Origin of the sequence: Streptomyces sp. D2-8, from assembly GCF_023184515.1 — a bacterium.
In the GTDB taxonomy this organism is placed as follows: Bacteria; Actinomycetota; Actinomycetes; order Streptomycetales; family Streptomycetaceae; genus Streptomyces.
The window spans coordinates 933,322-956,578 of record NZ_JAAHBP010000003.1; the positions used below are offsets into that span (position 1 = coordinate 933,322).

The window sequence follows — 23,257 nt, forward strand, 5'->3', positions numbered from 1 at the left end:
CCCTGCTCGAGAAACGAGTGACACTTCATGACCGCCGACCGCTCCGGCCCGGCCTTCTCCGTCCAGGACATCCCCTTCAGCACCCACGGATCCTGGTTCGGCATCTCGCCCGTGGTGGCGGAGAAGACGCACGCCGAGGATCTCCATCTCGTCTCCCACCAGAACGGCATGCACGCCGTCCTGCGCCTGATGCCCCTGGACCCGGTGACGGGCGACCGGGCCGAGACCCGCGTGGAGGCGAGACCGGGCCTGCTCAGCTGGACCGGCGCGGCCGGGCGCGTCGACCTCGCCTACGAGTCGCCGGACACCGTGCGTCTGCGGGGGAGCGGCCTCGGGATCGCCGTACGGGCGGCCGCGCAGGTCCTGACGCCGTTCAGCGGCACGTACCTCTTCCACGACGCCGCCGCCGGCGCCCACGTGTTCACGTCCTACGAGACGGGACGCCGGTACCGCGTCACGGTGCTGTCCGGCACCGCCGGCACCGCCGGTGCCCAGTCGCTGGGCAGTGCCGAGCGCGCTCTCACCACGGTCGCGGAGGCGGGTGGGACCTGGGAGATCGCGATCGAGGAACTCGACGCCGCTCGCCCGCCGTACACGTCCGCGGCGGCCTTCGACGCGATCGTGGCATCCGCGCAACGCTCCTTCGGGGAGTTCGTGGACGCTGTTGCGCCCTGGCGCTCGTCCGCCACCCCGGCCGCCGAACTGGCCGCCTACGTCGTCTGGTCGGCCACCGTGAACCCCACCGGTCTGGTCACCCGGCCCGCGGTGCTGATGTCCAAGCACTGGATGGACAAGGTGTGGAGCTGGGACCACTGCTTCAACGCCCTTGCCCTGGCGCCCGGATGCCCGGAACTGGCCCGGGACCAGTTCGCCCTGCCCTTCGACCATCAGGACGGCGGCGGCGCTCTGCCGGACTCGGTGACCCACTCCGAGGTCCTCTACAACTTCGTCAAACCGCCCATCCACGGCTGGGCCTTCGGCCATCTGCGCCGCCGCCTGCCGACGCCTCCCGGCCGGGCCGAGCTGGCCGAGGCGTACCGACGGCTGGAACGCTGGACGAACTTCTGGCTCACCGCCCGGCGCACCCCCGGCGCCGCCTTCCCCCACTACCAGCACGGCAACGACAGCGGCTGGGACAACGCCACCACCTTCGACCCCGAGCGGGTGGTCGAGACGGCCGACCTGTCCGCCTTCCTCATCCTCCAGCTCCGCGAACTCGCCGATCTCGCGACGGACTTGGACCGACCGGACGAGGCCGGCCGATGGACCCGAGCCGCCGAGGAGACCCAGGCGGCGTTGCTGGACCAGCTCTGGAGGGACGACCGGTTCGTCGCCCGGGGAGTCGGCACGGGTGACACCTGGAGCAGCGCCAGTCTCCTCGACCTGATGCCCATCGTGCTCGGCGAGCATCTGCCCGGCCACGTCGGCGGCGCCCTGGCCGACCACATCAAGGCCCACCTGACCCCGTACGGTCTCGCCACCGAACTGCCCACCTCGCCCCACTACCTCGACGACGGCTACTGGCGCGGCCCCATCTGGGCCCCCGCCACCGTCCTCATCGAGGACGGCCTGCGCCGCGCCGGCCACCACCGCCTGGCGGACGACATCAGCACCCGCTTCCGCGCCCTGTGCGAAACCCACGGCTTCGCCGAGAACTTCGACGCCCTCACCGGAACGGGCCTGCGCGACCGTGCCTACACCTGGACCGCCAGCAGCTACCTCCTCCTCGCGGAGGCGCATGCGCACCGAGCCGACGACTGACCGGACGTGCGTCCCGGCGGCAGCGGTCACGACCGGGCGAGACGCACGACCTGGTCGTGGAGGCGGTGCACGTGGTCCTCGGACTCCGGCTTCATCAGGACGCTGCGCAGGATGCGTGCGCCGTCGGCGTCGGCGGTGACCTTCGGGTGGCGTGTCGTGAAGGCGTCGCGGCCGGCCTTGAGGGTGCTCAGGAACACCGGATCGGGGCCCGTCATCCCGTCGGCCAGGATGCGCGCCGATGCCGCGTCGACGGCGGTGAGGGTGGCGGGCTCCACCGCGGGAAAGTAGCCGACGATATCCAACTCGGGCTGCTGGTAGCGGGCCGTTGAAGCCCGGTCCGAACCCGTCCGCGATCCTGTCGTAGGCCTGACGGTTCGTCGAGGACGTGGGCAGGTTGCCGTCGTCGGACGCGCCCAGACGCAGGGAGAGCGTCGGCAGGGCGAGCGCCGCGAGCACCACGAGACCGATCAGACCCAGCGCCTTGGGCCGCGCCTGGACTCGCTCGGCCCAACGGCCCCACATCCCCGTGCCGTCCGCCGTCGCCGCTCCGTGTCCGGCCGGGGCGCGACGCCCGGCGCGGCCGAGGATCCTCGTCCCGATCATGCCGAGCAGTGCCGGCAGCAGGGTGATGGCGGCCAGCACCGTCAGCACGACGGTGATCGCCGCGCCGATCGCCATGCCGTTGATGATGCCGACGTTCAAGGTGAGCATGCCCAGCAGCGCGACGACGACGGTCAGCCCGGCGAACACCACGGTCCGGCCGGAGGTGTTGAGGGCCTTGGCCGTCGACTCGGCCACGCTCATGCCCGCCATCAGGTTGGCGCGGTGCCGGTTGACGATGAACAGCGCGTAGTCGATGCCCACGCCCAGACCGATCAGCGAACCGAGGGTCAGTGTCGTGTCGGAGAGCGTGACGGCATGGCTGAGCAGCATCACCGCGACCGCGGAGGTGCCGACGCCGGCGATGGCCGTGATGATGGGCAGCGCCGCCACCCAGACCGCCCGGAAGACGAACAGCAGCACGATGAAGGCCAGGACGATGCCCATGGCGTCGGCGACCGCGTTCGGCTCGGGATTGACGGTGAACGCCTGCCCGTTGAGCGCGATGTGCAGACTCCCCGACTCCGGAGCCGTCGCGAGGTCCTTCACGTGGTCGATCCGGGCGTCGTCGGCACCGTCGTCGAACGCGACCGTGGCGTAGGCCGTCCTGCCGTCCTCGCTGACCTGGGCCCGGCCGGCGGGCGTGTAGGGGTCGGTCACCGAGGTGACGCCCGGCGCGTCGGCGATGCGCTCCAGGGCTCCGGTCATCGCCCGCTCGGCCGCACCGTCGGTGACCTTGCCGTCGCCCACCTGCCAGACGACCCGGCCGCTCTTGCCGGCCGCGCTGTTCGCGCCCTTCTGCAGCAGCGCCGTCGCCCTGGCCGAGTCGGTGTCCTGTGACAGCGGGCTGTTGCCGAAGCTGCTGCCGGCCGCGCCGACCGCCCCGCCCAGGGCGATCAGCAGGCCCACCCAGGCCAGGACGACAGCGAGCCGGTGCCGGTGGCACCAGCGGGCGAGAGGGGACATCGACGAGCCTTTCCAGAGGAGCACGGGCCGGAATCCCGGCGTACCGCCACGCCCGCACTCCGCAGGTCTCTCGTCGTTGGCCGTTCGCGGACACTTGCCTCTACTGCGATCGCAGTAGAGGCAAGTGTCCGCGGCTCAGGGCGGGTCAGGGTGTGTAGACCGTCGGCCGGGGTGCCGTCGGCATGGCGTTGCCGATGAAGAAGCTCGGGTGCGGGGGCTGGTTGTAGGCGGTGTTCTGCCAGGCCAGGGCCGTGCGGTACTGGGTGTCGTGGAGCAGCGTGGTGATCTTGGTGTTGGTCTGGTGCGGGGTCGAGTAGATCCTCAGCGCCCGGTTGTCGCCGGTGCGCCAGACGACCTCCTCGCGCCAGTCGCCGAGGATGTCGCCGGACAGGACCGGCGTGGACTTGGTGCCGTTGTTGGAGGCGACGCCGGAGCCGGTGAGCAGGCGGGTGTCGCCGGAGGTGCCGTACTTGTCGATGCGGGTGCCGTCGAGGAGCTCGCGGACGGGGTCGCCGTCCCACCAGGACAGGAAGTTGATGCTGGAGGGCTCCCGGCCCAGGGAGGCGCCGGTGGCCGAGCGCAGGGTGGTGTCGGCGGCGGACCACGCCTCCGCGCCCGCGCTGCCGGCATAGACGTCGGCGGCGACGCCACGTCCGTTGTCGGAGCCCGACGCCGTCTGCCACAGCCTCGCACCCGTGCGGGCGTCGGCCATCCAGGAGCCGGGCTTGCTGGAGTCCTCCGAGACCTTGAAGTACTCCAGGCCCGGACGGGACGGGTTGAGGTCGCCGACGTGGCCGGCGTCGCCGTGGCCCAGCCTGGTGGTCCACAGGCCGTTGCCGTTGTCGTCGACGGTCATCGCGCCGTAGACGATCTCGTCCTTGCCGTCGGCGTCGACGTCGGCGACGGACAGGCTGTGGTTGCCCTGGCCGTCGTAGCCCTTGCCGCTGTTGGTGGAGGAGTTGGTGTCGAAGGTCCAGCGGCGGGTGAAGGTGCCGTTCCGCCAGTCCCAGGCGGCGATCACCGTGCGGGTGTAGTAGCCACGCGCCATGATCAGGGAGGGGCGGGCGCCGTCGAGGTAGGCGGTGCCGGCGAGGAAGCGGTCGACGCGGTTGCCGTAGTTGTCGCCCCAGGAGGAGACGTTGCCGCGGCCCGGGACGTAGTCGACGCTCTGCATCGCCTTACCGGTCTGGCCGTTGAACATCGTCAGGTACTCGGGACCGGACAGGACGTAGCCGCTGGAGTTGCGGTGGTCGGCGGAGGAGCTGCCGATGACCGCGCCGGTGCCGTCGCGGGTGCCGTCGGCGGTCTTCATGGCGACCTCGGCCTTGCCGTCGCCGTCGTAGTCGTAGACCTGGAACTGCGTGTAGTGGGCGCCGGAGCGGATGTTGCGGCCCAGGTCGATACGCCACAGCCGGGTGCCGTCGAGCTTGATGCCGTCGACGATGGTGTTGCCGGTGTAGCCGGACTGGGAGTTGTCCTTGGCGTTGGTGGGCTGCCACTTCAGGACGAGGTCCAGGGCGCCGTCTCCGTCGAGGTCGCCGACCGAGGCGTCGTTGGCGTCGTAGGTGTAGGCCGAGTTGCCCGGGGCGGTGCCGCCCGCGGGCGGGGAGATCGGCACGTCCTTGTAGCCCGTGCGGAACTGGACGGCGGGCGCCGACGCCGCCTGTTCGGTGCCGTTGACCACCGCGTGCACCGTGTAGTCGGCCGAGGCCGCGCCGCCCGCGTCGAGGTAGTTCGTCGAGGCGGTGACGGGCGAGGAGTTGAGTCTGGTGCCGCCGCGGTAGACGTTGAACGACACGTCGTTCGGATCGGTCGCCAGCCACCGCCATGACACCAGGTTTCCGCTGCCGGTGTGCACGCTGGTCAGTCCGCGGTCGAGCTTCTCGACCTGCCGGGCGGTCGCCGCGTGCGCGGTCTGTGGCAGTGCGACGAGTGCGGAGACGGCCAGTGCGGCGGCGGAGACACAGCCGACGAACCGGCTGCCTGGACGGTGGGGTGATCGCCACGGTCGTGGCGCGGTGCGGGGACGCCGGTGCGAGTCGGTCACGGTGACCTCCGGGGCGTGGGGGTATGGGAACGCTCCCATGAGGAGGGAGCGTAAGAACGAGCTGATGCCTCGTCAAGGATTCTGTCCAGTCTGCTGTTCGCCCCTGTTCGGATCCGTAGGTTTCTCCGTACCTATGGATTGACAGTGAGGTCGAGAGCCTTGAACACTGCGTGATGCGCCTCACGGGGCAACTGTGGTCGAAGGCAGTCGAACTGGTCGACCGGCCGTGAACTCAGGTGCTGAGCACGGTGGTTCGTGGATCCCCGAACCTGTAACCCTCCCCCTTCGAGGACGGAGCGTCTCGTGTCCATCGGACAGGTTGTGAACGCTCCCATCAGTCCGGCGGATCACCCCGGTCCCCGAAACTCACCCCCCACAAGCCGCTGTCCGCCGGCCGCGCCCGCTCACGCGCGGCCGGTGGGCAGGGAGGAGCGACCATGTCCCCGACCCCTGCTCCCGCTTCGACTCGGATCGCCCGCCGGACACTGCTCAAGGCCACCACCGCGACCGCCGGTGCCATCTGGAACCCCGTCGGTGTGCAGAACCCGCCCGCCGCCTGGCGGAACATGGGCTACAGCCAGATGCTCACCGCGATGAGCGGCTACGTGAACCAGACGATGACCGTCATGAAGAGCAATGACGTACTCCCCACCTGGGTGCAGATCGGCAACGAGATCAACAGCGGGATCTGCCGCCCCGTCGGCAGCGTCTCCCACCCGGGGCGGATGACCGGTCTGCTCAACGCGGCCTACACCCAGGTCAAGACGGTCTCGCCGAACTCGACGGTGTGCATCCACGTGGCCCAGCCGCAGAAGTACGACGTGATGACGACGTTCTTCAGCCGCTTCGCCGCGAACGGCGGCAAGTGGGACATGTCGGTGTTCTCCTCCTATGGCAGCGCCGACCTCGCGGCCGGGATCGTGGGGAACATGAAGAAGATCTCCACGCAGTACGGAAAACCGTTCCTGCGGAGCGAGTTCGGCGGCCGGGTGGACAGAGCCTCCTCCACCCGGGCTTCCCTGGTCGCCTACACCAAGGCGCTGAAGGTCAACGGCGGGCAGGGCATCTTCTACTGGGAGCCGGAGTGCATGTCCCCGTTCACCGGCTACACCACGGGCGCCTGGGACTCCTCCAGCAAGCGCCCCACCGTCATCATGGACGGCTTCACGCAGGGCTGAGCCGTGAGCCTCCCCCTCGACGCGTACACCTCCACCCCGTACATCCCCGTGATGAAGGACGGACCCATGATTGTAATGAGCATGGCATCAAGGTGCCGCGGTAGGCGCGGCGCCCAGCTGGGAGTGGCGGGCCTGCTGACCCTGGCGGCTCTGGCCGGCCCGGGCATGACCCACAGCGCCGCCGCCGCACCGCAGGCGCTGCCGGCCGGCTGCTCCGGCACCTCGCCGATCACCTGTCGCTACGCTGTCGCGCCGGGCAACTACGACGTGACGGTCTCCATCGGCGGTGCCTCCGCCGGACAGACCGAACTGTGGGCGGAGGCCCGGCGCTTGATGCTCCCGGCGACGAGGACGGCGGCCGGAGCCGTCGCCACGTACTCGTTCACCGTCAACGTGCGTCAACCGGAGGGGCAGCCGACCGGCCAGGGCGGCACCGGGAACCCCGGTCTGGACCTCGGTTTCACGGGCGCCGCCCCCCAGGTCTCCGCCGTCTCGGTGAAGCCGGCGGCGCAGCCGCTGGTCGCCTACCTGGCCGGCGACTCGACCGTGTGCGACCAGCCGACCGCCCCGTACACCGGCTGGGGGCAGATGATCACGACCGCGGTACGTCCCGGCGCGGCCATCGCCAACTACGGCGATTCCGGGGAGAGTTCCGGAAGCTTCCTCAACAACTCGGCGCTCCTGCCCGCGCTGCTGCCGAAGCTCAGGGCGAACGACCCCGTCTTCATCCAGTTCGGCCACAACGACAAGCAGACCAGCGCGTCCGCCTACCGGAACAACCTCACCACCATGATCTCGCGGATCCGCGCCAAGGGCGGTGTTCCGGTCCTGGTGACGCCACCGGTCCGCCGGCAGTTCAACGGCAACCGGCTCAACTCCACGGCACTCCACGTCAACGGCGTCGGCGTGAACCTGCCCGTGGAGATGCGCGCCGTCGGTGCGGCACAGCGGGTCCCGGTGATCGACCTGACCGCCCGGAGCAAGGCACTGGTCGAGTCCCTCGGACCGTCCGCCTCCGCACAGCTCTTCCTCCGCTCCTCCGTCGACGGCGTCACGGACAACACCCACTTCTCGCAGTACGGCGCGACCCAGATGGGCGGCCTGCTGCTCCAGAGCATCCGGGAGCAGAACCTGCCCCTGGCCGCCCACCTGCGCTGACCGACCCAAGGGGGACACACGATGAAGAACCTCCGGACACTCGTGACGACCGCGCTGGTGATCGCGTTGTCGAGTCTCGGCGTCGGCACCGGCTCAGCGGCTGACAGCGCCGCCCCAGCGGCTGCCGGCACCGCGGCGAACTGCGCCGGCGCCTCCGGCGCCAAGGCCCCGGCCGCGCGAGCGGCGGCCGCACCGGTCACCGTGTGGCTGGCCGGCGACTCCACCATGGCCAACCCGGGCTCCGCCCGCTGCCCGGTCGGCTGGGGCAGCCAGTTCGACGCCCTGTTCAACGCCGATGTGACCGTCAGGAACCAGGCCGTGGGAGGCCGCAGCATCCAGACCTGGCTGTACGAAGGGAACGTCAGCGGAACCAAGGGCTCGGACGGCGAGTGCCGCCTCACCTCCAGCACGTACTCCTCACGCTGGCAGGCGATGCTGAACGCGAGTACGGGGATGAAGGCGGGCGACTACCTGTTCATCCAGTTCGGCATCAACGACTCCTCCTCGACCTGCCCCCGGCACGTCGGCCCCGCGCGCTACCGGCAGTTGATGGCCACGATGGTGCAGGCCGCCCTGGCCCGGGGAGCACACCCGGTGCTCCTCACTCCGGTGGCCGCCATCACCTGTTCCGGAAGCACGGCGACGAAGAACCGCGGCTTCGTGAACGAGACCTTCGCCGTCGGGACCGCCACCAGGGCGCCGGTCGTCGACCTGCAGTCGCTGAGCGTGTCGCTCTACAACGGCCTGCGCTTCTGCCCGCACAACGGCGACTTCGGCTCGGGCCCCGTGGGCGCCTTCTTCTGCAACGACCGCACCCACTTCGAGACGTACGGCGCGCAGCGGATCGCCGGACTCGTCGCCGGGGACGTGCGCAAGCAGAACCTCCCGCTCGCCGCCCACCTCAGGTAGCGCCGGCATCCCGCCCTGGGGGTCTGACTAGCATGGCTGTCGGTACCGGAGAAGGCCCAGGGCAGGAAGGCGCAGCATGATGACGGGGCTCCGCGAAGCCGACGTACTCGACGACCCGGTGGGCGAGTCGCTCCGTGGGCACCACGCGCATCTCGCCCGCCGGCTCGGTGACGCGGTCACCTACGTGCCCGGGGTCGCGACCTTCTCCGCGGTGCCCGCCGAGCCGGGCGGGGAGGCATGGGCCGACCTGGCCAAGCTGCTGGGGCCGGGCGAGTTCGCCGACATGTTCAGCTGCCCGGCCGTGCCGCCGCCGGACTGGGAGCCGGTCTTCGTCCTGGAAGGCCGGCAGATGATCTGGGCCGGCCACGGCGGCCCGGATCCGTCCGGTGCCGCATTCGACTCCGGCGTTGTCGACCTCGGCGCGGAGAGCGTGCCCGAGATGCTCGACCTCATCGAGCGGACCCGCCCGGGGCCGTTCTGGCCCCGCACGCACGAACTCGGCGCGTATCTCGGCATCCGCGAAAGCGGCACGCTGGTGGCGATGGTGGGGGAGCGGCTGAGGCCTCCCGGATGGACCGAGATCAGCGCCGTCTGCACCGCCCCCGAGGCACGCGGCCGAGGCCACGCCGTCCGCTTGCTGCACGCGCTCATCGCACGCGTCGTGGCGCGCGGCGAACGCCCCTTCCTGCACGTGGCCGAGGAGAACAGCGGCGCGCTCGCGCTCTACGAACGGCTCGGCTTCGAGACTCGCAAGCACGTGACGTTCCGCGGTTTCCGTACCCCGTGACGCGTCGGGTCCGCAGTCACCGCGAGCCCCGGACGGTGGCGCCGGTCCCGTAAGGCGCTTGCGTGCGAACGATCGGCGAGTTGCCTTGCGCGATGGTCCCCGAGGAGTCCCGGCAGACGTCCGTGCGTCACCTGCTGACCATGACGGCCGGCACGGATCCCTCCGGCGCCTGCGTACATCGACGCCGGTCATGCGGCGCACCACCGGCTGGACGCGGACGCTGATGACCGCTCCCGGCCCCTACTGAGGCAGTTCCACCGAGACGTGCGAGGACAGCGCGCGGAGGAAGTCGGCCGCGTCGAAGATCTCGCCGGCGGAGACGACACCGACCGCCCTGGTCTGCCCGGTGAGGATGCGGTGGACCGCCTCCACCGCGAGCGGCGCCGTGACGGCGTAGATGTCCTGCCCCCTCGCCACGGCGCGCCGTTCGGCGCCGCCGGAACGCATGACGACGTCGACGAGGAAGGTCTGGGCGGACCGCCCGTGCTCATCGACGGCGGCCGGCGCCGGCGTGCCGGGGGCCGACACGTCCCGGGCGGCCTCGGCCGTCATGTAGGTGCGGACGTCGGGGACGGGCAGGTGGCTGGGGATGGTGACGACGTCGGCCATCGTGAACTCCCCGATGACCGCCCGGGAGCCCAGCGGCTCGGGGAAGGGCCACTGGAGGGTCGTCGCCTCGTCCCGGCGGTAGTCCAGCCGCCCGTTCCGGTACACGACACGCGCACCGCCCCGCCGCTGCCGGGAGACCGCGCCCGCGGCCCGTGTCCCGTCCGTGGGCTGCCAACCGCTCAGCGCGTACGCGACGTGCGCCTCGTCGGCCCCGGTCCAGTCGCCCATCGCCGCGGTGGCCAGCAGGTCACCGAGGCCCCCGAAGAAGGCCATCGCCGGGACGATCACCGCTCCCGCGGCGCGGGCGCGGTCCGCGAAGTGGGCGAACGTGTCCGCGTTCGCCTCGATCTCGGCCGCCACATCGACATACGGGACACCGGCGCGCAGAGCCGCCTCGATCACCGGAGCGGCCGTCGTGGCGAACGGCCCGGCGCAGTTGACCGCCGCCGCCGCCCCGGCCAGTGCGCGGTCGAGCGCGTCCGGATCGTCGACCGACGCCGGCCGGACCTCCAGCCCGGGATACGACGCCGCCAGCGCCTTCAGCTTCACCTCGTCGCGTCCCGAGAGGACCGGGACGAACCCGCGCCCCAGCAGCTCCGCCACCATGAACCGCCCGGTGTGCCCGTACGCGCCGAACACCGTCACCGTCTGACCCGGTCCCATGAGCTCTCCCCTGTGCTCGAACGATCAACTGCGGCCATCCTGACGGCGATGAGCACCCGACCGTGAGTGTCCGGAACGACATGCCCCATACAATTACGGACATGACCACTGTCGCGCTGGCCGCCACCGACGGGATGCTGCACTTCGAACTGTCCCTGGCACACGAAGTGTTCGCAGCCGCCCCGGCCGGGGTGACGGGACCCTGGTACGACCTCACCGTCTGCGGCCCGGCCGCCGTGCGCATCGGCCGGTTCCGGCTGGAACCCGACGCCGGGCTCGACCGGCTCCGGCACGCCGGCACCGTGATCGTCCCCGGCTGGGCCGACGTCGACGAGGACCCGCCCGCAGGCCTGGTCGACGCGGTGCGCGAGGCCCACGAGGCGGGCGCGCGGGTGGTCTCCCTGTGCACGGGCGCGTTCGTACTGGCCGCGGCGGGGCTTCTCGACGGGCTGCGCGCCACCACGCACTGGGCGCATACGGCGGAACTGGCCTCCCGTCACCCCCTGGTGGAGGTCGACCCGGACGTGCTCTACGTGGACAACGGCAGCGTGCTCACCTCCGCCGGCAAGGCCGCCGCGCTGGACCTGTGCCTGCACCTCGTCCGCCTCGACCTGGGCTCGTCGGTCGCCAACGCCGTCGCCCGCCGCCTGGTCGTACCCCCGCACCGGGCAGGCGGACAGGCCCAGTTCGTCACCGCCCCGGTGCCCGACCGGGACGACCACCCGCTCGCCGCCCTGTTCCCCTGGATCATCGAGCGGCTCGACCAGCCGCTGACCGTGGAGGACCTGGCCCGCCGGGCCGGAATGAGCTCTCGTCACCTGGGCCGGCACTTCAGAGCCGTGACCGGTACGACCCCTCTGCGGTGGTTGCTGACCCAGCGCATCCGGCACGCCCAGGAACTGCTCGAGAAGACCGACGACGGCGTCGACACCATCGCGGCGGCCACCGGCATGGGGACCGCCACGACGCTGCGCCGCCACTTCAACCGCACGGTCGGCGTGCCCCCGGACACGTACCGCAGGACGTTCCGCTCACGGACTCGCTGATCCCGGAGGACGTCAGGCCCGGCCGCCGCCGTGCACTACGGCGAAAGCCCCCTGGACGCGGGTACCGTCCGGTGTCTCCCAGGAGCCGGCGACGTGGCCGATCGCTCCCCGCGGAGGGAGGAACGGCCCGTCCAGGACGGGCTCCAGGGCCCGGTGCAGGCGGAGGGTGGTGCCCCGCGGCGTGGTCAGCGCGGTGCCCTCCCGGTCGTCGGTGGCGGTGAACTCCGCGGCGAGGGCGCCTTCACCGGTGCGGGAGACGATGACCTCCTGATCAGGGACATCGCTGATGTTCTGGTCCTGGGCCCGCGCCCGCCCTTCGACCAAGGCCGCCAACTGGGCTACCAGCACGGCGTCGTGGCAGCCGTCGTACGCCCAGCGCCGCCCCAGCACACCGTGCTCCATCGTGCCGACGAGGGCCTGCTCCGCCCCTTCGAGCGGGGCACCGCGGTAGGTGAGAGGCACCAGGTACGCGGCCGGCCGGGGGCCGGAGGCGTCGGTGACCACCATGAACTCGATCCCCACCTCGCCCTGCGGATCGTCGAGCCGGAAGCCGCCCGCCTTCGCCAACCGCGGTCCGCCCGTGCCGCCGCGGTACCACGGGCGGGAGGGCAGCCAGGAAGTGAGCAGTTCCAGCTTGGTCGGCTTGAGGGTGGTGTGGTGGATGACGGCCATGCCGAAGGTCCCCTTCCAAGGAGTCGTACGGGCGATCACACTTTCGCATCCGCGTGGCGCCCGGCGGAGCTCTCGCAGGCGGGAGTTCGTGCGCGTAGTTTCTGATTCCGAACGCCACACGGAGGAGAGGTCCATGACCAAGCCGGCGGGCAGGGTGGTCTGCGACATCACGATCTCGGCCGACGGGTACTCGGCCGGGGCCGACCAGACGGAGGAGCGCCCGTTCGGAGACGACGGCGGCGACGGCTCGGGCGCCGGACTGCACGCCTGGATGTTCGACACACCCGACGAGAACCGGGCCGAGATCGACCGGCTGAACACAGCCGGGGCGTTCATCATGGGGCGCAACATGTTCGGCCCGGTGCGGGGCGCGTGGGACCGGCAGTGGAATGGCTGGTGGGGTGGCGATCCGCCGTTCCACGCGCCGGTGTTCGTGCTCACCCACCACGCTCGCGAACCGCAGCCGATGGACGGCGGCACCACGTACTACTTCGTCACCGACGGCATCGCGCCGGCCCTGGCCCGGGCACGCACGGCGGCCGGCGACGGCGACGTCACCGTCCTCGGCGGCGCGACCACCATCAACCAGTACCTCACGGCCGGCCTGATCGACGAGGTGCGGCTGCACATCGTGCCGTTCACGCTCGGCGCCGGCACGCGGCTGTTCGAGGGCGTTCCGCCGCTCAAGCTGGAGCAGGTGACGTCACGGGCAGCGAGTCAGGTCACCCACGTGACGTACCGCGTGCTGACCTGAGGGCCCGGGAGGCCCGAGAAGATCACCCCCGGATGCGACGGCGCCTCGTTCAGCACCCACAGACCGATCAGCGTGGCCAGGGCGAACACGACGGTGATGAGCACGGCGAGGACGAGCCGGCGACGGCGCTCGCGGCGCAGCCACTCGCCGCGTGCCGTGCGGTAGGCGTCCGGCGCGGCCCGCACCCCGTCGGCGAGGGCGGCCAGGGCCTCGGTCAGCTCCCGCTCCGTGCGGTCCGGGTCGGTGTGGTTCATCGCCGGGCCTCCATCGCCTGGGTCAGTGCGGCGAGGCCGCGTGCGGTGTGCGTCTTCACCGAACCGGAGGAGATGCCCATCGCGGCGGCGATCTCACCCTCCTTCAGTCCGAGCCAGTGCCGCAGCACGAGCGCCTCGCGCTGCCGGGCCGGCAGTTGCTGCAGCGCGTCGATCAGGACGCGCTGGTCGTCGCGGAGCAGCGCCGCGCTCTCGGCGGATACGACCGTCTCCTCGGGCGGGTTCTCCACGTGCTTGCGGGCGACCTGCAGATGGCGGATCCGCATCCGGGTCAGATTGCACACCGTGGAACGCAGATACGCCTCCGCCGCCTCGGTGTCCCTGAGGCGCCGCCACTTCCGGTAGATCTGGTAGTACGCCTCGGCCACCACGTTCTCCGGGTCGTCCGCGCCCAGCAGCACGGCCAGGCGCAGCATCGAGGCGTAGTGCAGCTCGAAGAGCCCCGCGAGTCCGGCCTCGCGCTCCAGCTCCGCCGGGTCGGCCGGAGCGGGCGCCGGCGCCTCGACGTCGGGCTCCGGCACCGGTATCGGGTGTCTGTGTCTCACTGCTGATTCGCTCCCGTCTCCGGACGCCGCCTGACGGTCAGGCGGGACGGCAGGTGGGTCAGGTCGGCGCCGCGCGGGACGCCGAGACGTTCGAGTACGGCGGTGCCGGCCACCGCGACGACCAGGTTGAGCACGAGCGCGGCCAGGCCGGCGTAGACCTGGAGCGGCCCGAAACCCAGGCCCACGATGGACGAGAACCCCTCGCGCACGACCAGGAGGGTCCCGGCCACCATGCCCACGCCCCACCCGGCGAGCAGCGCCCGCGGATGCAGCCGCCCGGTGAACAGGCCTACGGCGACGGCCGGGAAGATCTGCAGGATCCAGACCCCGCCGAGCAACTGGAGGTTGATCGCGTCCTGGTCGCGCAGCCCGAAGACGAACGCGACCGCCCCGGCCTTCGCGATGAGCGAGACGGCCTTGGCGATGCGGACCTGCCGTTTGGGCGTGGCCGTCGGGTGGACGTACTCGACGTACACGTTGCGGACGAAGCTGGTGGCGGCCGCGATCGACATCACCGCCGCCGGGACCAGCGCCCCGACGGTGATCGCCCCGAACACCAGCCCGGCCAGCGGCGCCGGCATCAACCGGTCGACCAGCATCGGCACGGCCGCCTCGGCCCCGCCCTCGGGCGCCCGCACCCCGGCCGCGAGCGCCGCGAAGCCGAGGACGCCGAAGAGCGCGAGCAGTCCCGTCCAGGCGGGCAGCGCCACCGAGACCTTGCGCAGGGTGCGCGGCCCGTCGGCGGCGAACCCCGCCGTCAGGACGTGCGGGTACATCAGCAGGGCGAGCGCGGAGCCGAGCGCGAGGGTGGCGTAGGCGGGCTGCTGGGCCGGGGTCAGTGCCAGCGCCGAGCCGCCGAGCCGCCGGGCCGCTCCGTCGAAGACGGCGCCCGGCCCGCCGAGCCGCTCCAGGACCAGCCAGGTGACCGCGGTGAGCGACACGAAGACGGCCACCGCCTTGAGCGCCGAGATGACCGTGGGCGCCCGCAGCCCGTGCCGGTACGTGGCCACGGCCAGACCCGCGAACAGCGCCACCATCACCAGGTCCCCGGCCACACCGCGCGGATACACCCCGCCGGCCGTCAGAACGGCGCGTATGCCGAGCAACTGGAGCGCCAGGTAGGGCATGGTCGCGAGGATCCCGGTCAGCGCGACGACCAGCGCGAGCGGCGGCGACCCGTACCGCCCGCGGACGAAGTCGGCGACGGTGACATAGCCGTGGGCGCGGGCCACGGTCCACAGACGGCTGAGCAGCAGGAAGGCGAGGGGGCAGACGATCACCGTGTAGGGGACGGCGAAGAAGGCCGCCGCGCCGTTGCCGTACGCCAGACCCGGCACGGCGGTGAAGGTGTACGCGGTGAAGATCGTGCCGCCCAGCAGGAACCAGGTCCACACCGGGCCGAGACTGCGGTCGGCCAGTGCCCAGCCTTCGAGGGACGGCAGCCGGTCACTGGGGTGCAGGCGCCGTGCGGTGACCGCCAGCAGCGACGCTCCGCCGATCACGGCGAGGAACGTCACGGTCATGGTGCCGTCGGCCATGGGTCACCGTCCTTGGTGTGCCTGAACCCTCACGGGGGAGTTGCGCGGCGGCCCCGATCGGAGGACACGGAACCGGCGGGAAATCCTCTGGACATTCGCTGTCAACCGGATCCGGGGGGTGGGCAACTCTTGCACAGACCGACAGCGAGGGGGAGAGCCGCCGTTCGCTGGCCCCCAGGCACCTCGTGTCACGAGGTGCCCCGCACCGCCCTGCCGAGGAGCCGCCATGCCTACGTCCGCCCTGTCCGAAACCGGCCTGCCAACGCCCAGAAAGTCGCGTTTGTCACCTCGATCCGCCCTGCTGTGGACCGCTGTCTCCCTGCTCGGTGCCGTTGCCTGGGGCGTGCTCGCCCTGGCCCGGGGCGAGCGGATCTCCGCGGTCTGGCTGGTGATCGCCGCACTCGGCTCGTACGCCATCGCCTACCGCTTCTACGCCCGGTTCATCGCCCGCCGGGTGCTCCGGCCGGACGACCGCCGGGCCACGCCCGCCGAGCGCCTGGAGGACGGCGTCGACTTCCAGCCGACCGACCGCCGGGTGCTGCTCGGCCACCACTTCGCCGCGATCGCCGGCGCCGGACCCCTGGTGGGACCGGTGCTCGCCGCGCAGATGGGCTATCTGCCGGGCACGCTGTGGATCGTGGCGGGGGTGATCTTCGCCGGGGCGGTGCAGGACATGGTGGTGCTGTTCCTGTCGATGCGCCGGGACGGCAAGTCGCTGGGCCAGATGGCCCGCGACGAGATCGGCCGGGCGGGCGGGGCGGCCGCCCTGGTCGCGGTGTTCGCCATCATGATCATCCTGCTCGGCGTGCTCGCCCTGGTGGTCGTGAACGCTCTGGCCCACTCCCCGTGGGGCACGTTCTCCGTCGCGATGACCATCCCCATCGCCCTCTTCATGGGCTTCTGGATGCACCGCGTCCGCCCCGGCAGGGTCGTCGAGACCAGCCTCATCGGCGTGGCGCTGCTGCTCCTGGCGATCGTCGGCGGCGGCTGGGTGCAGAACTCCTCCCTGGCCGGCACGTTCACCCTCAGCCCCACCACCCTCGTCTTCTGCCTGATCGGCTACGGCTTCGTCGCCTCGGTGCTGCCGGTGTGGATGCTGCTGGCGCCGCGCGACTACCTCTCCACCTTCATGAAGATCGGCACGATCGCGCTCCTCGCGGTCGGGGTGATCGTGGCCGCGCCGGTGCTCAGGGCGGACGCGGTGAGCGATTTCGCGACCTCGGGAGCGGGCCCGGTCTTCGCGGGGTCGCTGTTCCCCTTCCTCTTCATCACGATCGCCTGCGGCGCCCTGTCCGGCTTCCACGCCCTGGTCTCCTCCGGAACGACCCCGAAGCTGATCCAGAAGGAGTCCCAGGTCCGGCTGATCGGCTACGGCGCCATGCTGATGGAGTCGTTCGTCGCGATCATGGCGCTGATCGCCGCGGCGACGCTGGAGCCGGGCCTGTACTACGCGATGAACGCGCCGGCGGGTCTGCTCGGCGCGACGGCCGAGTCCGCCTCCCACGCGGTGGCCGGTCTCGGCTTCTCCATCACCCCCGACCAGCTCACCCAGGCCGCGAAGGCGGTCGAGGAACAGACCCTGATCGCCCGCTCCGGCGGCGCCCCCACCCTCGCGGTCGGCATGGCGGAGATCTTCTCCACAGTCTTCGGCGGGGCGGCCATGAAGGCCTTCTGGTACCACTTCGCGATCATGTTCGAGGCGCTGTTCATCCTGACCACGGTGGACGCCGGCACCAGGGTCGGCCGCTTCATGCTCCAGGACATGCTCGGCAACGTCATCAAGCCGCTCGGCCGGGTCAACTGGAAGCCCGGCATCTGGCTGTGCAGCGGCCTGGTCGTCGCCGCCTGGGGCTACTTCCTCCACACCGGCGCCACCGACCCGCTCGGCGGAATCAACCAGCTCTTCCCGCTCTTCGGCATCGCCAACCAGCTGCTCGCCGCCATCGCCCTCGCCGTCTGCACCACCGTCCTGGTCAAGTCCGGCCGGCTGCGCTGGGCCTGGGTCACCGGCGTACCGCTGGCCTGGGTCACCGCGATCACCTTCACCGCCGGCTGGCAGAAGCTCTTCTCCGCCGATCCGAAGATCGGCTTCTTCGCCCAACGGGCCCACTACGCCGACGCCCTGGATGCCGGCCGGATCCTCGCCCCCGCCAAGACGACCGCCGACATGCGCACCGTGGTCACCAACTCCACCGTCGACGGCGTCCTCATCGCCCTCTTCCTGCTCCTGGTCGCCGTGGTGATCGGCAACGCGGCGGTGGTCTGCGTGCGCGCGATACGGTCCGCGACGCCGCTGCCGACCACCGAGGCCCCGTACGTCGAGTCCCGCATCGACGTCCCCGGCAGCTCCGTCGAGCCCCTGGCCGGAGCCCGCTCGTGAGGATCCGGCGCTGGGCGCGGGCCGTGCGCTGGTACCTGCGCGAGCTGACCGGGGAGGCCGCGTACGACCGTCACTGTGAGCGGCACCGACGCCACCACCCGCTCGCCCCGGTGCCGACCCGCCGCGAATACCAGGTGCTGCGCACCCGGCACCAGGAATCCCGTACCCACAGCCGCTGCTGCTGAGCGGCTCCCGCGAGGCCGCGCGTGCGACGGAACAAGTCCGCCCGCGCCGGCCTGTGGTTCCGGGCGGCCCTCGGCGAAGCTATACGGCTGAGCCGAGGCTCCGTCGTCAGGCGGCCGCGGCCCAGGGTCGGTCGCCCGCTGATCCGCATGGGGACGCGGCACTCCGTACCGTCGGACAACTGCTGGATCAGAGGGGCGCGGGCCGGCAGCCGGAAGGGCAGCCGCAGCACGTCCTGGCAGGCGACGGGGACAGGCGGAGTGCCGGCGCCGGTCGACTCGGCCCGGGTGCTCCGGCTGTCCGCGCGGAACGTGATCGTGCCCTGCTCTATTCGGGATGCCCCACAGAGCGCGGCCCCCGGCCAGAGCCTGGCCGTCGTCGACCCAGGAGGCCACGGTGCTCGCGGCGGCACGGTGTCCGTGGCGTACGGCCGGGGCGATGAGGAACGCGCGGTAGGCGAGGACGCCGCCGGGCCGGTAGTCGACCCAGAAGGTGACCAGGGTGGCGCGGCGCCGCACGGCCCAGGGGCGGACCCCGGGCGGCAGGGGCCAGGACGGCAGGTCGCCCACCGGGATGCGCCACAGCGAGACGACCATGGCGCCGCTTCCGGGGCGGGCCCGCGGCGCGCGGCCACGGGCCCTGCCCGGTGCGGGTCAGCGGTCCTTGGCCAGGGCGACGAGTTCGGCGAACAGGCCGCCGGCGCCGACGAGATCCTCGTACGTCCCCTGCTCGACGACCCGGCCCTTGTCCATGACGAGGACGCGGTCGGCGAGGCGGGTGTTCTCCAGTTGGTGGGTGACGACGATCGTCATGCGTTCGACGGCGATCCTCTTGATCTCGAGGAAGATGGCGTGCTCGCCGCGGGCGTCCATCTGGGACGTCGGCTCGTCCAGGATCAGAAGCGGCGTCCGGCGGTACAGGGCGCGTCCGCACACCAGGCGCTGCCACTGCCCGCCGGAGAGTTCGGCGCCACCCCACAGCTCCTTGGCGAGGAGGGTGTCGAGTTGCCGGGGCAGCTTCTCGATCGCTTCGCGCATGCCGACGGCGTCGACCACGTCCCACACGGGACCGTCGTCGAAGGTCTTCGGCTGCCCGAGAGTGATGTTCTCGCGGGTGCGCAGGGGCCAGCAGGCGAAGTTCTGCGGTACGAGCGCGGTCCGTTTCCACACGGCGTCGGGGTCGGCGTGAGCGAGGTCGACGCCGTCCCACAGCACGCGTCCCTTGTCGGCGAGGAGGATGCCGGTGATGAGCTTGGCGAGGGTGGACTTGCCCGAGCCGTTCTCGCCGACGATCGCCAGGATCTCGCCCCGGCGGAGGGTGAGCGACACCCCCGCGACGGCCGGTTCGTCCTTGCCCGGGTACTGGTACACGACCTCGTCGAGGCGGATCTCGTCGACGCGTTCCGGGATGGTCAGCTCACCGCGCCGCGGGGCGCGTTCGGCGGCCATGTCGAGGAAGGCCCGCATGTCGGCCAGATAGAGCGAGGTGTGGAACATCGCAGCGCCGTGAATGACGAACTGGCCGAGCGCCGCGAGGGTGGTCTGCACGGCGACGACGGCCGTGGCGGCGACGGGCAGGGCGACCCGGCCGCCGGCGGCCAGCCAGGCGAGGGTGGCCCAGGTGCACAGCAGGAAGACCCCGCCCAGGGCGCTGGTGGCGAGCACGATGCGCAGCAGACGCGGGGCGGCGGTGAGGGTGCGCTGGTCGATGCGGTCGGACAGGGCCCGGTACCAGTAGACGAGATAGCCGGTCATGCCGTTGGCGCGGACCTCGTCGCCGAACCGGGAGTAGGTGGCCCACCAGCGCATCATGGAACGCACGTTGCGGTCGCCGACGTTGAGGTAGTGCGTCTCGTAGTCGACACGCGCGGACAGGACGGCTCCGGCGCCCGCCGGGAGGACGGCCAGGAGCAGCAGGGGCAGCATCAGCGGGTGCAGTGCCGTGATGACGCCGCTCGCGGCGATCATGCGGATCAGCGCGGACGTGAACCGCTGGGCGTCCTGGACCATCATCCGGGTGCGGGTGACACCGACTTCGGCGGCTTCCTGGCGGTCGGCGAAGCCGTCCTCCCCGTAGGCGGCGGTCTCCACCCGGCACACCGCGGCGACCAGGGCGATGTCGGCTTCGGTCGTCAGCAGCGGGGTGATCCGGCCGTCGGCGTAGGAGGACACGGCGCTGCTGATCCGGCCGACGGCCGCGGCCGCCGTCACCACGATCAGGGCGGGCAGCGCAGCGTGCAGGCGTTCGGAAACCGTGCCGCTGCCGAGGAGGTGCGTCATGGTCTGCGCGGTGAACGCGAGGACGACGGCCGCCGCGATGCCGGTGAGGAGCTGGCACACGAGGAGCAGTACGACGCCGGCCCTGTCGACGGCCCACGCCATCCGCGCGGTGTGCCCGAGGACCGACGGCAGGCGGCGGCACATCGCACCGAAACTGGCGTCTGCCAGCGGGTTCTTGCCGTACTTCCCGCCGAACGTGAGGGTTGCGGGTGGGGGAGGGGGCGGAGTGTTCTCGTCAGCGGTCGAGGTGTCGGTCACCGTCACCTGGGTCCCTCCTCGGGTTCGTGCCGCGCCTGGACGGCTCGGCGGTGCACGGCCTAACGACGTGGCACCCGAATCGAACGCGCTCGATTCCGGACGCGCTGAGGCCCTTGCCGCGCAAGGGGTCGACCGGGGCGGCTCGCTGCTGGGGGCCGATCCCGGGAGCGCGGGGTTGGCCGAATCGCGGAGGCTCGAAACGCCTGTGGTGGATGGGATTTCGGAGTGGTGACCATCAGGTCGTCCCCCGCCTTCGCGCGGCATCGCGGCGGGCCCCGTGCCGGACCTCGGCGTCGGGCCGGCGCCAGCGGGCTCAGGCCGAACGTCAGGACACCCAGGGGGAGATGGAGCGACGGGGCATGTGCGATGCCGAGTACGACCTGGGCCGAGGCGAGGACGAGGAAAACCCGACGCGTGCCGGACAGGCCGGGGCGAGCCGCCGCCCGGCTTCCACGCCGGCACCGTGGTGAGGGCGTACAGCATCGACGCCCCGTACATCACACGGGCTCCGGCGCTGCGCAGTGTCTCGCCGTGGGCCGAGGTCAGCAGTAGTCCGGCGGGGCCATGTCACAGTCCTCTCTTCCGCCCTCGGGCGGTAGATCGATAAGGTCTCACCAGCCCGACGACGCGAGGCTGCGAAAGAAGCCGGCATGACACGAACCGCCCATCATCGTCGCCGTCCGCACAGCCCGAGCGCACCCGACTGCTCATGGGGAAAGCCCTGGTGTTCCGTGGTCCTCCGCGACCTCAGGTACAGCGCGCGCAGCGTCACCGACGCGACACGTGAGTCCAGAAGGCCCCGGCCTCGCATGGTCCGCCGCACCGTGGACGTCTACTCGTTCGCCCGGCACCAGCGCGACCCCTCCGTCGCCCAGTGGGCCGCAACGGAGGAACGCCGGGCGCGGCAGCGGCTGCGAACCCGGACAGGGACTCTCCTGAGACTCGTGAACACCACCGCCGGCGCACTCGCACTCGATGCCGCGGACACGGTGGACATACCGCCGGCGCGCCATCGGCGGGGCGCCCTCTGGCTCGCGTAGCAGCCTCCCGGAGAACCACCCCACCGGGAACTCACGCCGGCCGACCCCTCTCGCATCCGAGGGCAGCCCGTCCGCTGTGGAACGCCAGGCAGCCGCTGCCCCGCCCGGGAGGGTCACAACGGCCCCGGCGCCGTCATCCAGCGCCACTGTGTGAACTGCTCCAGGCTGGCGGTGCCGCCGATGCGGGAGGCGTTGCCCGAGACGCCCATGCCGCCGAAGGGCGCGTTCGCGGCGTCCTTGGCGGACACGTCGTTGATATGGATCATGCCCGTACGCAGCCGCTGCGCGAGGGCGATCGCGCGAGGCGCTGACCCGGAGTGGACGGCGGCGGCCAGACCGTACGCCGTGTCGTTGGCGATCTCCACGGCCTCGTCCTCGCCACGGAACGGGATGACCGGAGCGACAGGACCGAAGATCTCCTCGTGGAAAACCGGCATGGACCGGTCGACGCGGTCCAGCACGGTGGGCGGATAGAAGAGCCCCTCGCGGCTGCCTCCGGCCAGCACGCGTGCTCCGAAGGCCACGCTCTCGTCCACGATCCGCTCGATCCGGGCCGCCTGCCGCTCGCTGATGACAGGACCGAGTACCACGCCCTCGTCGCGGGGATCACCGATCGGCAGCGCCTTCGCCTGCCGGACGAGCGCCTCGGTGTACGCCTCCACGACGTCCGCGTGGACCACATGGCGGCCGGCCGCGACACAGGCCTGGCCCTGGTAGCCGAACGAACTCATGGCCCCTGCCACGGCGGCCGCCTCCACGTCCGCGTCCTCCAGCACGATGATCGAGTTCTTGCCGCCGAGCTCCAGCGACACCCGTTTGAGCCCTTCTCCGGCGATCCGGGCCACCTCCCGCCCCACCTCGGTGGAGCCGGTGAACGAGACCATCGCGACATGCCGGTCGGCGGCGACCGCACGCCCGGTCGCCGCGTCGCCGGGAAGGACGTGCAGCACGCCCTCGGGCAGCCCGCCCTCCCGGAACAGCTGCGCGACGAGGACTCCGCCGGACACCGGGGTCAGGGGATCGGGCTTGAGCAGCGCGGCGTTACCGAGGCCCAGGGCAGGCGCCAGTGCCCGCATCGCGAACAGCAGCGGCGCGTTCCACGGGGTGATGACCCCTACGACCCCCAGCGGCACCCGCCACGCCAGGCTCGTGCCGCCGGGCACCTGCGGTGCGAGAACCTCGCCCGGGGGCCGCGACGCGAGCCCGATCGCGTGCTCCAGTTGAGCGAGGCCGGCCGCGATCTCGTAGTCACCCTTGGCCGGGACGCCCCCCGACTCCCGGACGATCCATTCACGGACCGCCCCGATGTGCTCGCGCAGGGCCCGGCCGGCACCCATCAGGACGTCGACCCGGTCGGACGCGGTGGCCGCCGCCCAGTCCGACGCTGCCCGGGCGGCCCGGGCACCCGCCCGTGCGACATCTGCCGGAGAGGCCACGCCCACCTCCGCCAGGGGCTCGCCGGTGGCCGGCTCGATCACCTGACGGGTGCCGCCCTCAGCCGTCCGCCAGCCCTCGCTGTAGATCTTCCCGGTCCACTCGGCCGCGTCCGGCCAGGTCCGCTCCCCGTCAACAGGCATGGTCACGACCTCCGCCCCTGGCCGGTGGATCCCTC

General features: G+C 71.7%; 19 protein-coding genes and 3 pseudogenes. 10 read left to right on the forward strand and 12 right to left on the reverse strand.

Going from position 1 to position 23,257, the window contains the following annotated elements:
- The first annotated feature begins 27 nt into the window (after window positions 1–27).
- Entirely contained in the window at window positions 28–1,761 is a 1,734-nt protein-coding gene (locus G3I77_RS10630; RefSeq protein WP_248502485.1) for an amylo-alpha-1,6-glucosidase, read from the forward strand.
- A 26-nt stretch (window positions 1,762–1,787) separates the two neighbouring features.
- Here G3I77_RS10630 and G3I77_RS10635 read toward each other — a convergent pair whose 3' ends face one another.
- From G3I77_RS10635 to G3I77_RS10645, 3 genes and pseudogenes are all read right to left on the reverse strand, one after another.
- Window positions 1,788–2,036, reverse strand: coding sequence for a hypothetical protein (locus G3I77_RS10635; RefSeq protein ID WP_248502487.1), 249 nt, complete (start codon window positions 2,034–2,036; stop codon window positions 1,788–1,790).
- 262 nt (window positions 2,037–2,298) lie between these two features.
- Window positions 2,299–3,327: pseudogene (locus G3I77_RS10640) on the reverse strand (MMPL family transporter); the annotation flags it as partial.
- A gap of 145 nt (window positions 3,328–3,472) precedes the next feature.
- Window positions 3,473–5,413: a rhamnogalacturonan lyase gene (locus G3I77_RS10645; protein ID WP_248502489.1), complete on the reverse strand. Its 1,941-nt coding sequence runs from the start codon at window positions 5,411–5,413 to the stop codon at window positions 3,473–3,475.
- A gap of 398 nt (window positions 5,414–5,811) precedes the next feature.
- On the opposite strand from G3I77_RS10645, the gene G3I77_RS10650 reads away from it, so the two are divergent.
- From G3I77_RS10650 to G3I77_RS10665, 4 genes are all read left to right on the forward strand, one after another.
- Window positions 5,812–6,552, forward strand: coding sequence for a glycosyl hydrolase 53 family protein (locus tag G3I77_RS10650; protein WP_248502490.1), 741 nt, complete (start codon window positions 5,812–5,814; stop codon window positions 6,550–6,552).
- An 81-nt stretch (window positions 6,553–6,633) separates the two neighbouring features.
- Window positions 6,634–7,710 carry a rhamnogalacturonan acetylesterase gene (locus G3I77_RS10655; protein WP_248502491.1) on the forward strand — a complete coding sequence of 359 codons (1,077 nt, stop codon included), beginning with the start codon at window positions 6,634–6,636 and terminating at the stop codon, window positions 7,708–7,710.
- Between the two features lie 21 nt (window positions 7,711–7,731).
- Window positions 7,732–8,619: a GDSL-type esterase/lipase family protein gene (locus G3I77_RS10660; RefSeq protein WP_248502492.1), complete on the forward strand. Its 888-nt coding sequence runs from the start codon at window positions 7,732–7,734 to the stop codon at window positions 8,617–8,619.
- Window positions 8,620–8,695: 76 nt separating this feature from the next.
- Complete coding sequence (locus G3I77_RS10665; protein WP_374385377.1) at window positions 8,696–9,406, forward strand: GNAT family N-acetyltransferase; 711 nt, start codon at window positions 8,696–8,698, stop codon at window positions 9,404–9,406.
- 240 nt (window positions 9,407–9,646) lie between these two features.
- Here G3I77_RS10665 and G3I77_RS10670 read toward each other — a convergent pair whose 3' ends face one another.
- Window positions 9,647–10,678 (reverse strand): trans-acting enoyl reductase family protein, encoded by a 1,032-nt coding sequence (locus G3I77_RS10670; protein ID WP_248502493.1) that lies wholly within the window; start codon window positions 10,676–10,678, stop codon window positions 9,647–9,649.
- Between the two features lie 101 nt (window positions 10,679–10,779).
- On the opposite strand from G3I77_RS10670, the gene G3I77_RS10675 reads away from it, so the two are divergent.
- Window positions 10,780–11,724: a helix-turn-helix domain-containing protein gene (locus G3I77_RS10675; protein WP_248502494.1), complete on the forward strand. Its 945-nt coding sequence runs from the start codon at window positions 10,780–10,782 to the stop codon at window positions 11,722–11,724.
- 12 nt (window positions 11,725–11,736) lie between these two features.
- On the opposite strand, the gene G3I77_RS10680 is transcribed toward G3I77_RS10675, so the two are convergent.
- A complete protein-coding gene (locus G3I77_RS10680) occupies window positions 11,737–12,396 on the reverse strand; it encodes a 1,4-alpha-glucan branching protein (RefSeq protein WP_248502495.1) in 660 nt (219 codons plus the stop codon).
- Window positions 12,397–12,529: 133 nt separating this feature from the next.
- On the opposite strand from G3I77_RS10680, the gene G3I77_RS10685 reads away from it, so the two are divergent.
- Window positions 12,530–13,150, forward strand: a complete 621-nt coding sequence (locus tag G3I77_RS10685; RefSeq protein WP_248502497.1) for a dihydrofolate reductase family protein — start codon at window positions 12,530–12,532, stop codon at window positions 13,148–13,150.
- Here G3I77_RS10685 and G3I77_RS10690 read toward each other — a convergent pair.
- Genes G3I77_RS10690 through G3I77_RS10700 form a run of 3 tightly spaced genes read right to left on the reverse strand, consistent with a single transcriptional unit; the run spans window position 13,114 to window position 15,505 of the window.
- Window positions 13,114–13,404 carry a hypothetical protein gene (locus G3I77_RS10690; protein ID WP_248502499.1) on the reverse strand — a complete coding sequence of 97 codons (291 nt, stop codon included), beginning with the start codon at window positions 13,402–13,404 and terminating at the stop codon, window positions 13,114–13,116. The genes G3I77_RS10685 and G3I77_RS10690 overlap by 37 nt on opposite strands.
- Entirely contained in the window at window positions 13,401–13,943 is a 543-nt protein-coding gene (locus G3I77_RS10695) for a SigE family RNA polymerase sigma factor (RefSeq protein WP_248502501.1), read from the reverse strand. The genes G3I77_RS10690 and G3I77_RS10695 overlap by 4 nt, the downstream gene beginning before the upstream one ends.
- 20 nt (window positions 13,944–13,963) lie before the next feature.
- Window positions 13,964–15,505 carry a sodium:solute symporter gene (locus G3I77_RS10700; protein ID WP_248502505.1) on the reverse strand — a complete coding sequence of 514 codons (1,542 nt, stop codon included), beginning with the start codon at window positions 15,503–15,505 and terminating at the stop codon, window positions 13,964–13,966.
- Between the two features lie 226 nt (window positions 15,506–15,731).
- Between G3I77_RS10700 and G3I77_RS10705 the strand changes: the two genes are divergently transcribed.
- Together G3I77_RS10705 and G3I77_RS10710 are read left to right on the forward strand one after the other, a co-directional pair.
- Entirely contained in the window at window positions 15,732–17,885 is a 2,154-nt protein-coding gene (locus tag G3I77_RS10705; RefSeq protein ID WP_248502507.1) for a carbon starvation CstA family protein, read from the forward strand.
- Complete coding sequence (locus G3I77_RS10710; protein ID WP_248502509.1) at window positions 17,882–18,070, forward strand: CstA-like transporter-associated (seleno)protein; 189 nt, start codon at window positions 17,882–17,884, stop codon at window positions 18,068–18,070. The genes G3I77_RS10705 and G3I77_RS10710 overlap by 4 nt, the downstream gene beginning before the upstream one ends.
- A gap of 273 nt (window positions 18,071–18,343) precedes the next feature.
- Here G3I77_RS10710 and G3I77_RS41155 read toward each other — a convergent pair.
- The 3 genes and pseudogenes from G3I77_RS41155 to G3I77_RS10720 form a co-directional block, all read right to left on the reverse strand.
- A pseudogene (locus tag G3I77_RS41155) lies at window positions 18,344–18,664 on the reverse strand (acetoacetate decarboxylase family protein); the annotation flags it as partial.
- Window positions 18,665–18,721: 57 nt separating this feature from the next.
- The gene (locus G3I77_RS10715) at window positions 18,722–20,611 is read right to left on the reverse strand and encodes an ATP-binding cassette domain-containing protein (protein WP_248502511.1); all 1,890 of its coding nucleotides are present in this window, start codon (window positions 20,609–20,611) and stop codon (window positions 18,722–18,724) included.
- Window positions 20,612–20,895: 284 nt separating this feature from the next.
- A pseudogene (locus tag G3I77_RS10720) lies at window positions 20,896–21,163 on the reverse strand (hypothetical protein); the annotation flags it as partial.
- A gap of 251 nt (window positions 21,164–21,414) precedes the next feature.
- On the opposite strand from G3I77_RS10720, the gene G3I77_RS10725 reads away from it, so the two are divergent.
- A complete protein-coding gene (locus G3I77_RS10725) occupies window positions 21,415–21,645 on the forward strand; it encodes a hypothetical protein (protein ID WP_248502513.1) in 231 nt (76 codons plus the stop codon).
- A 113-nt stretch (window positions 21,646–21,758) separates the two neighbouring features.
- Here the strand turns inward: G3I77_RS10725 and G3I77_RS10730 are convergent, their stop codons facing one another.
- Window positions 21,759–23,222: an aldehyde dehydrogenase family protein gene (locus G3I77_RS10730; protein WP_248502657.1), complete on the reverse strand. Its 1,464-nt coding sequence runs from the start codon at window positions 23,220–23,222 to the stop codon at window positions 21,759–21,761.
- Window positions 23,223–23,257: the final 35 nt, after the last annotated feature.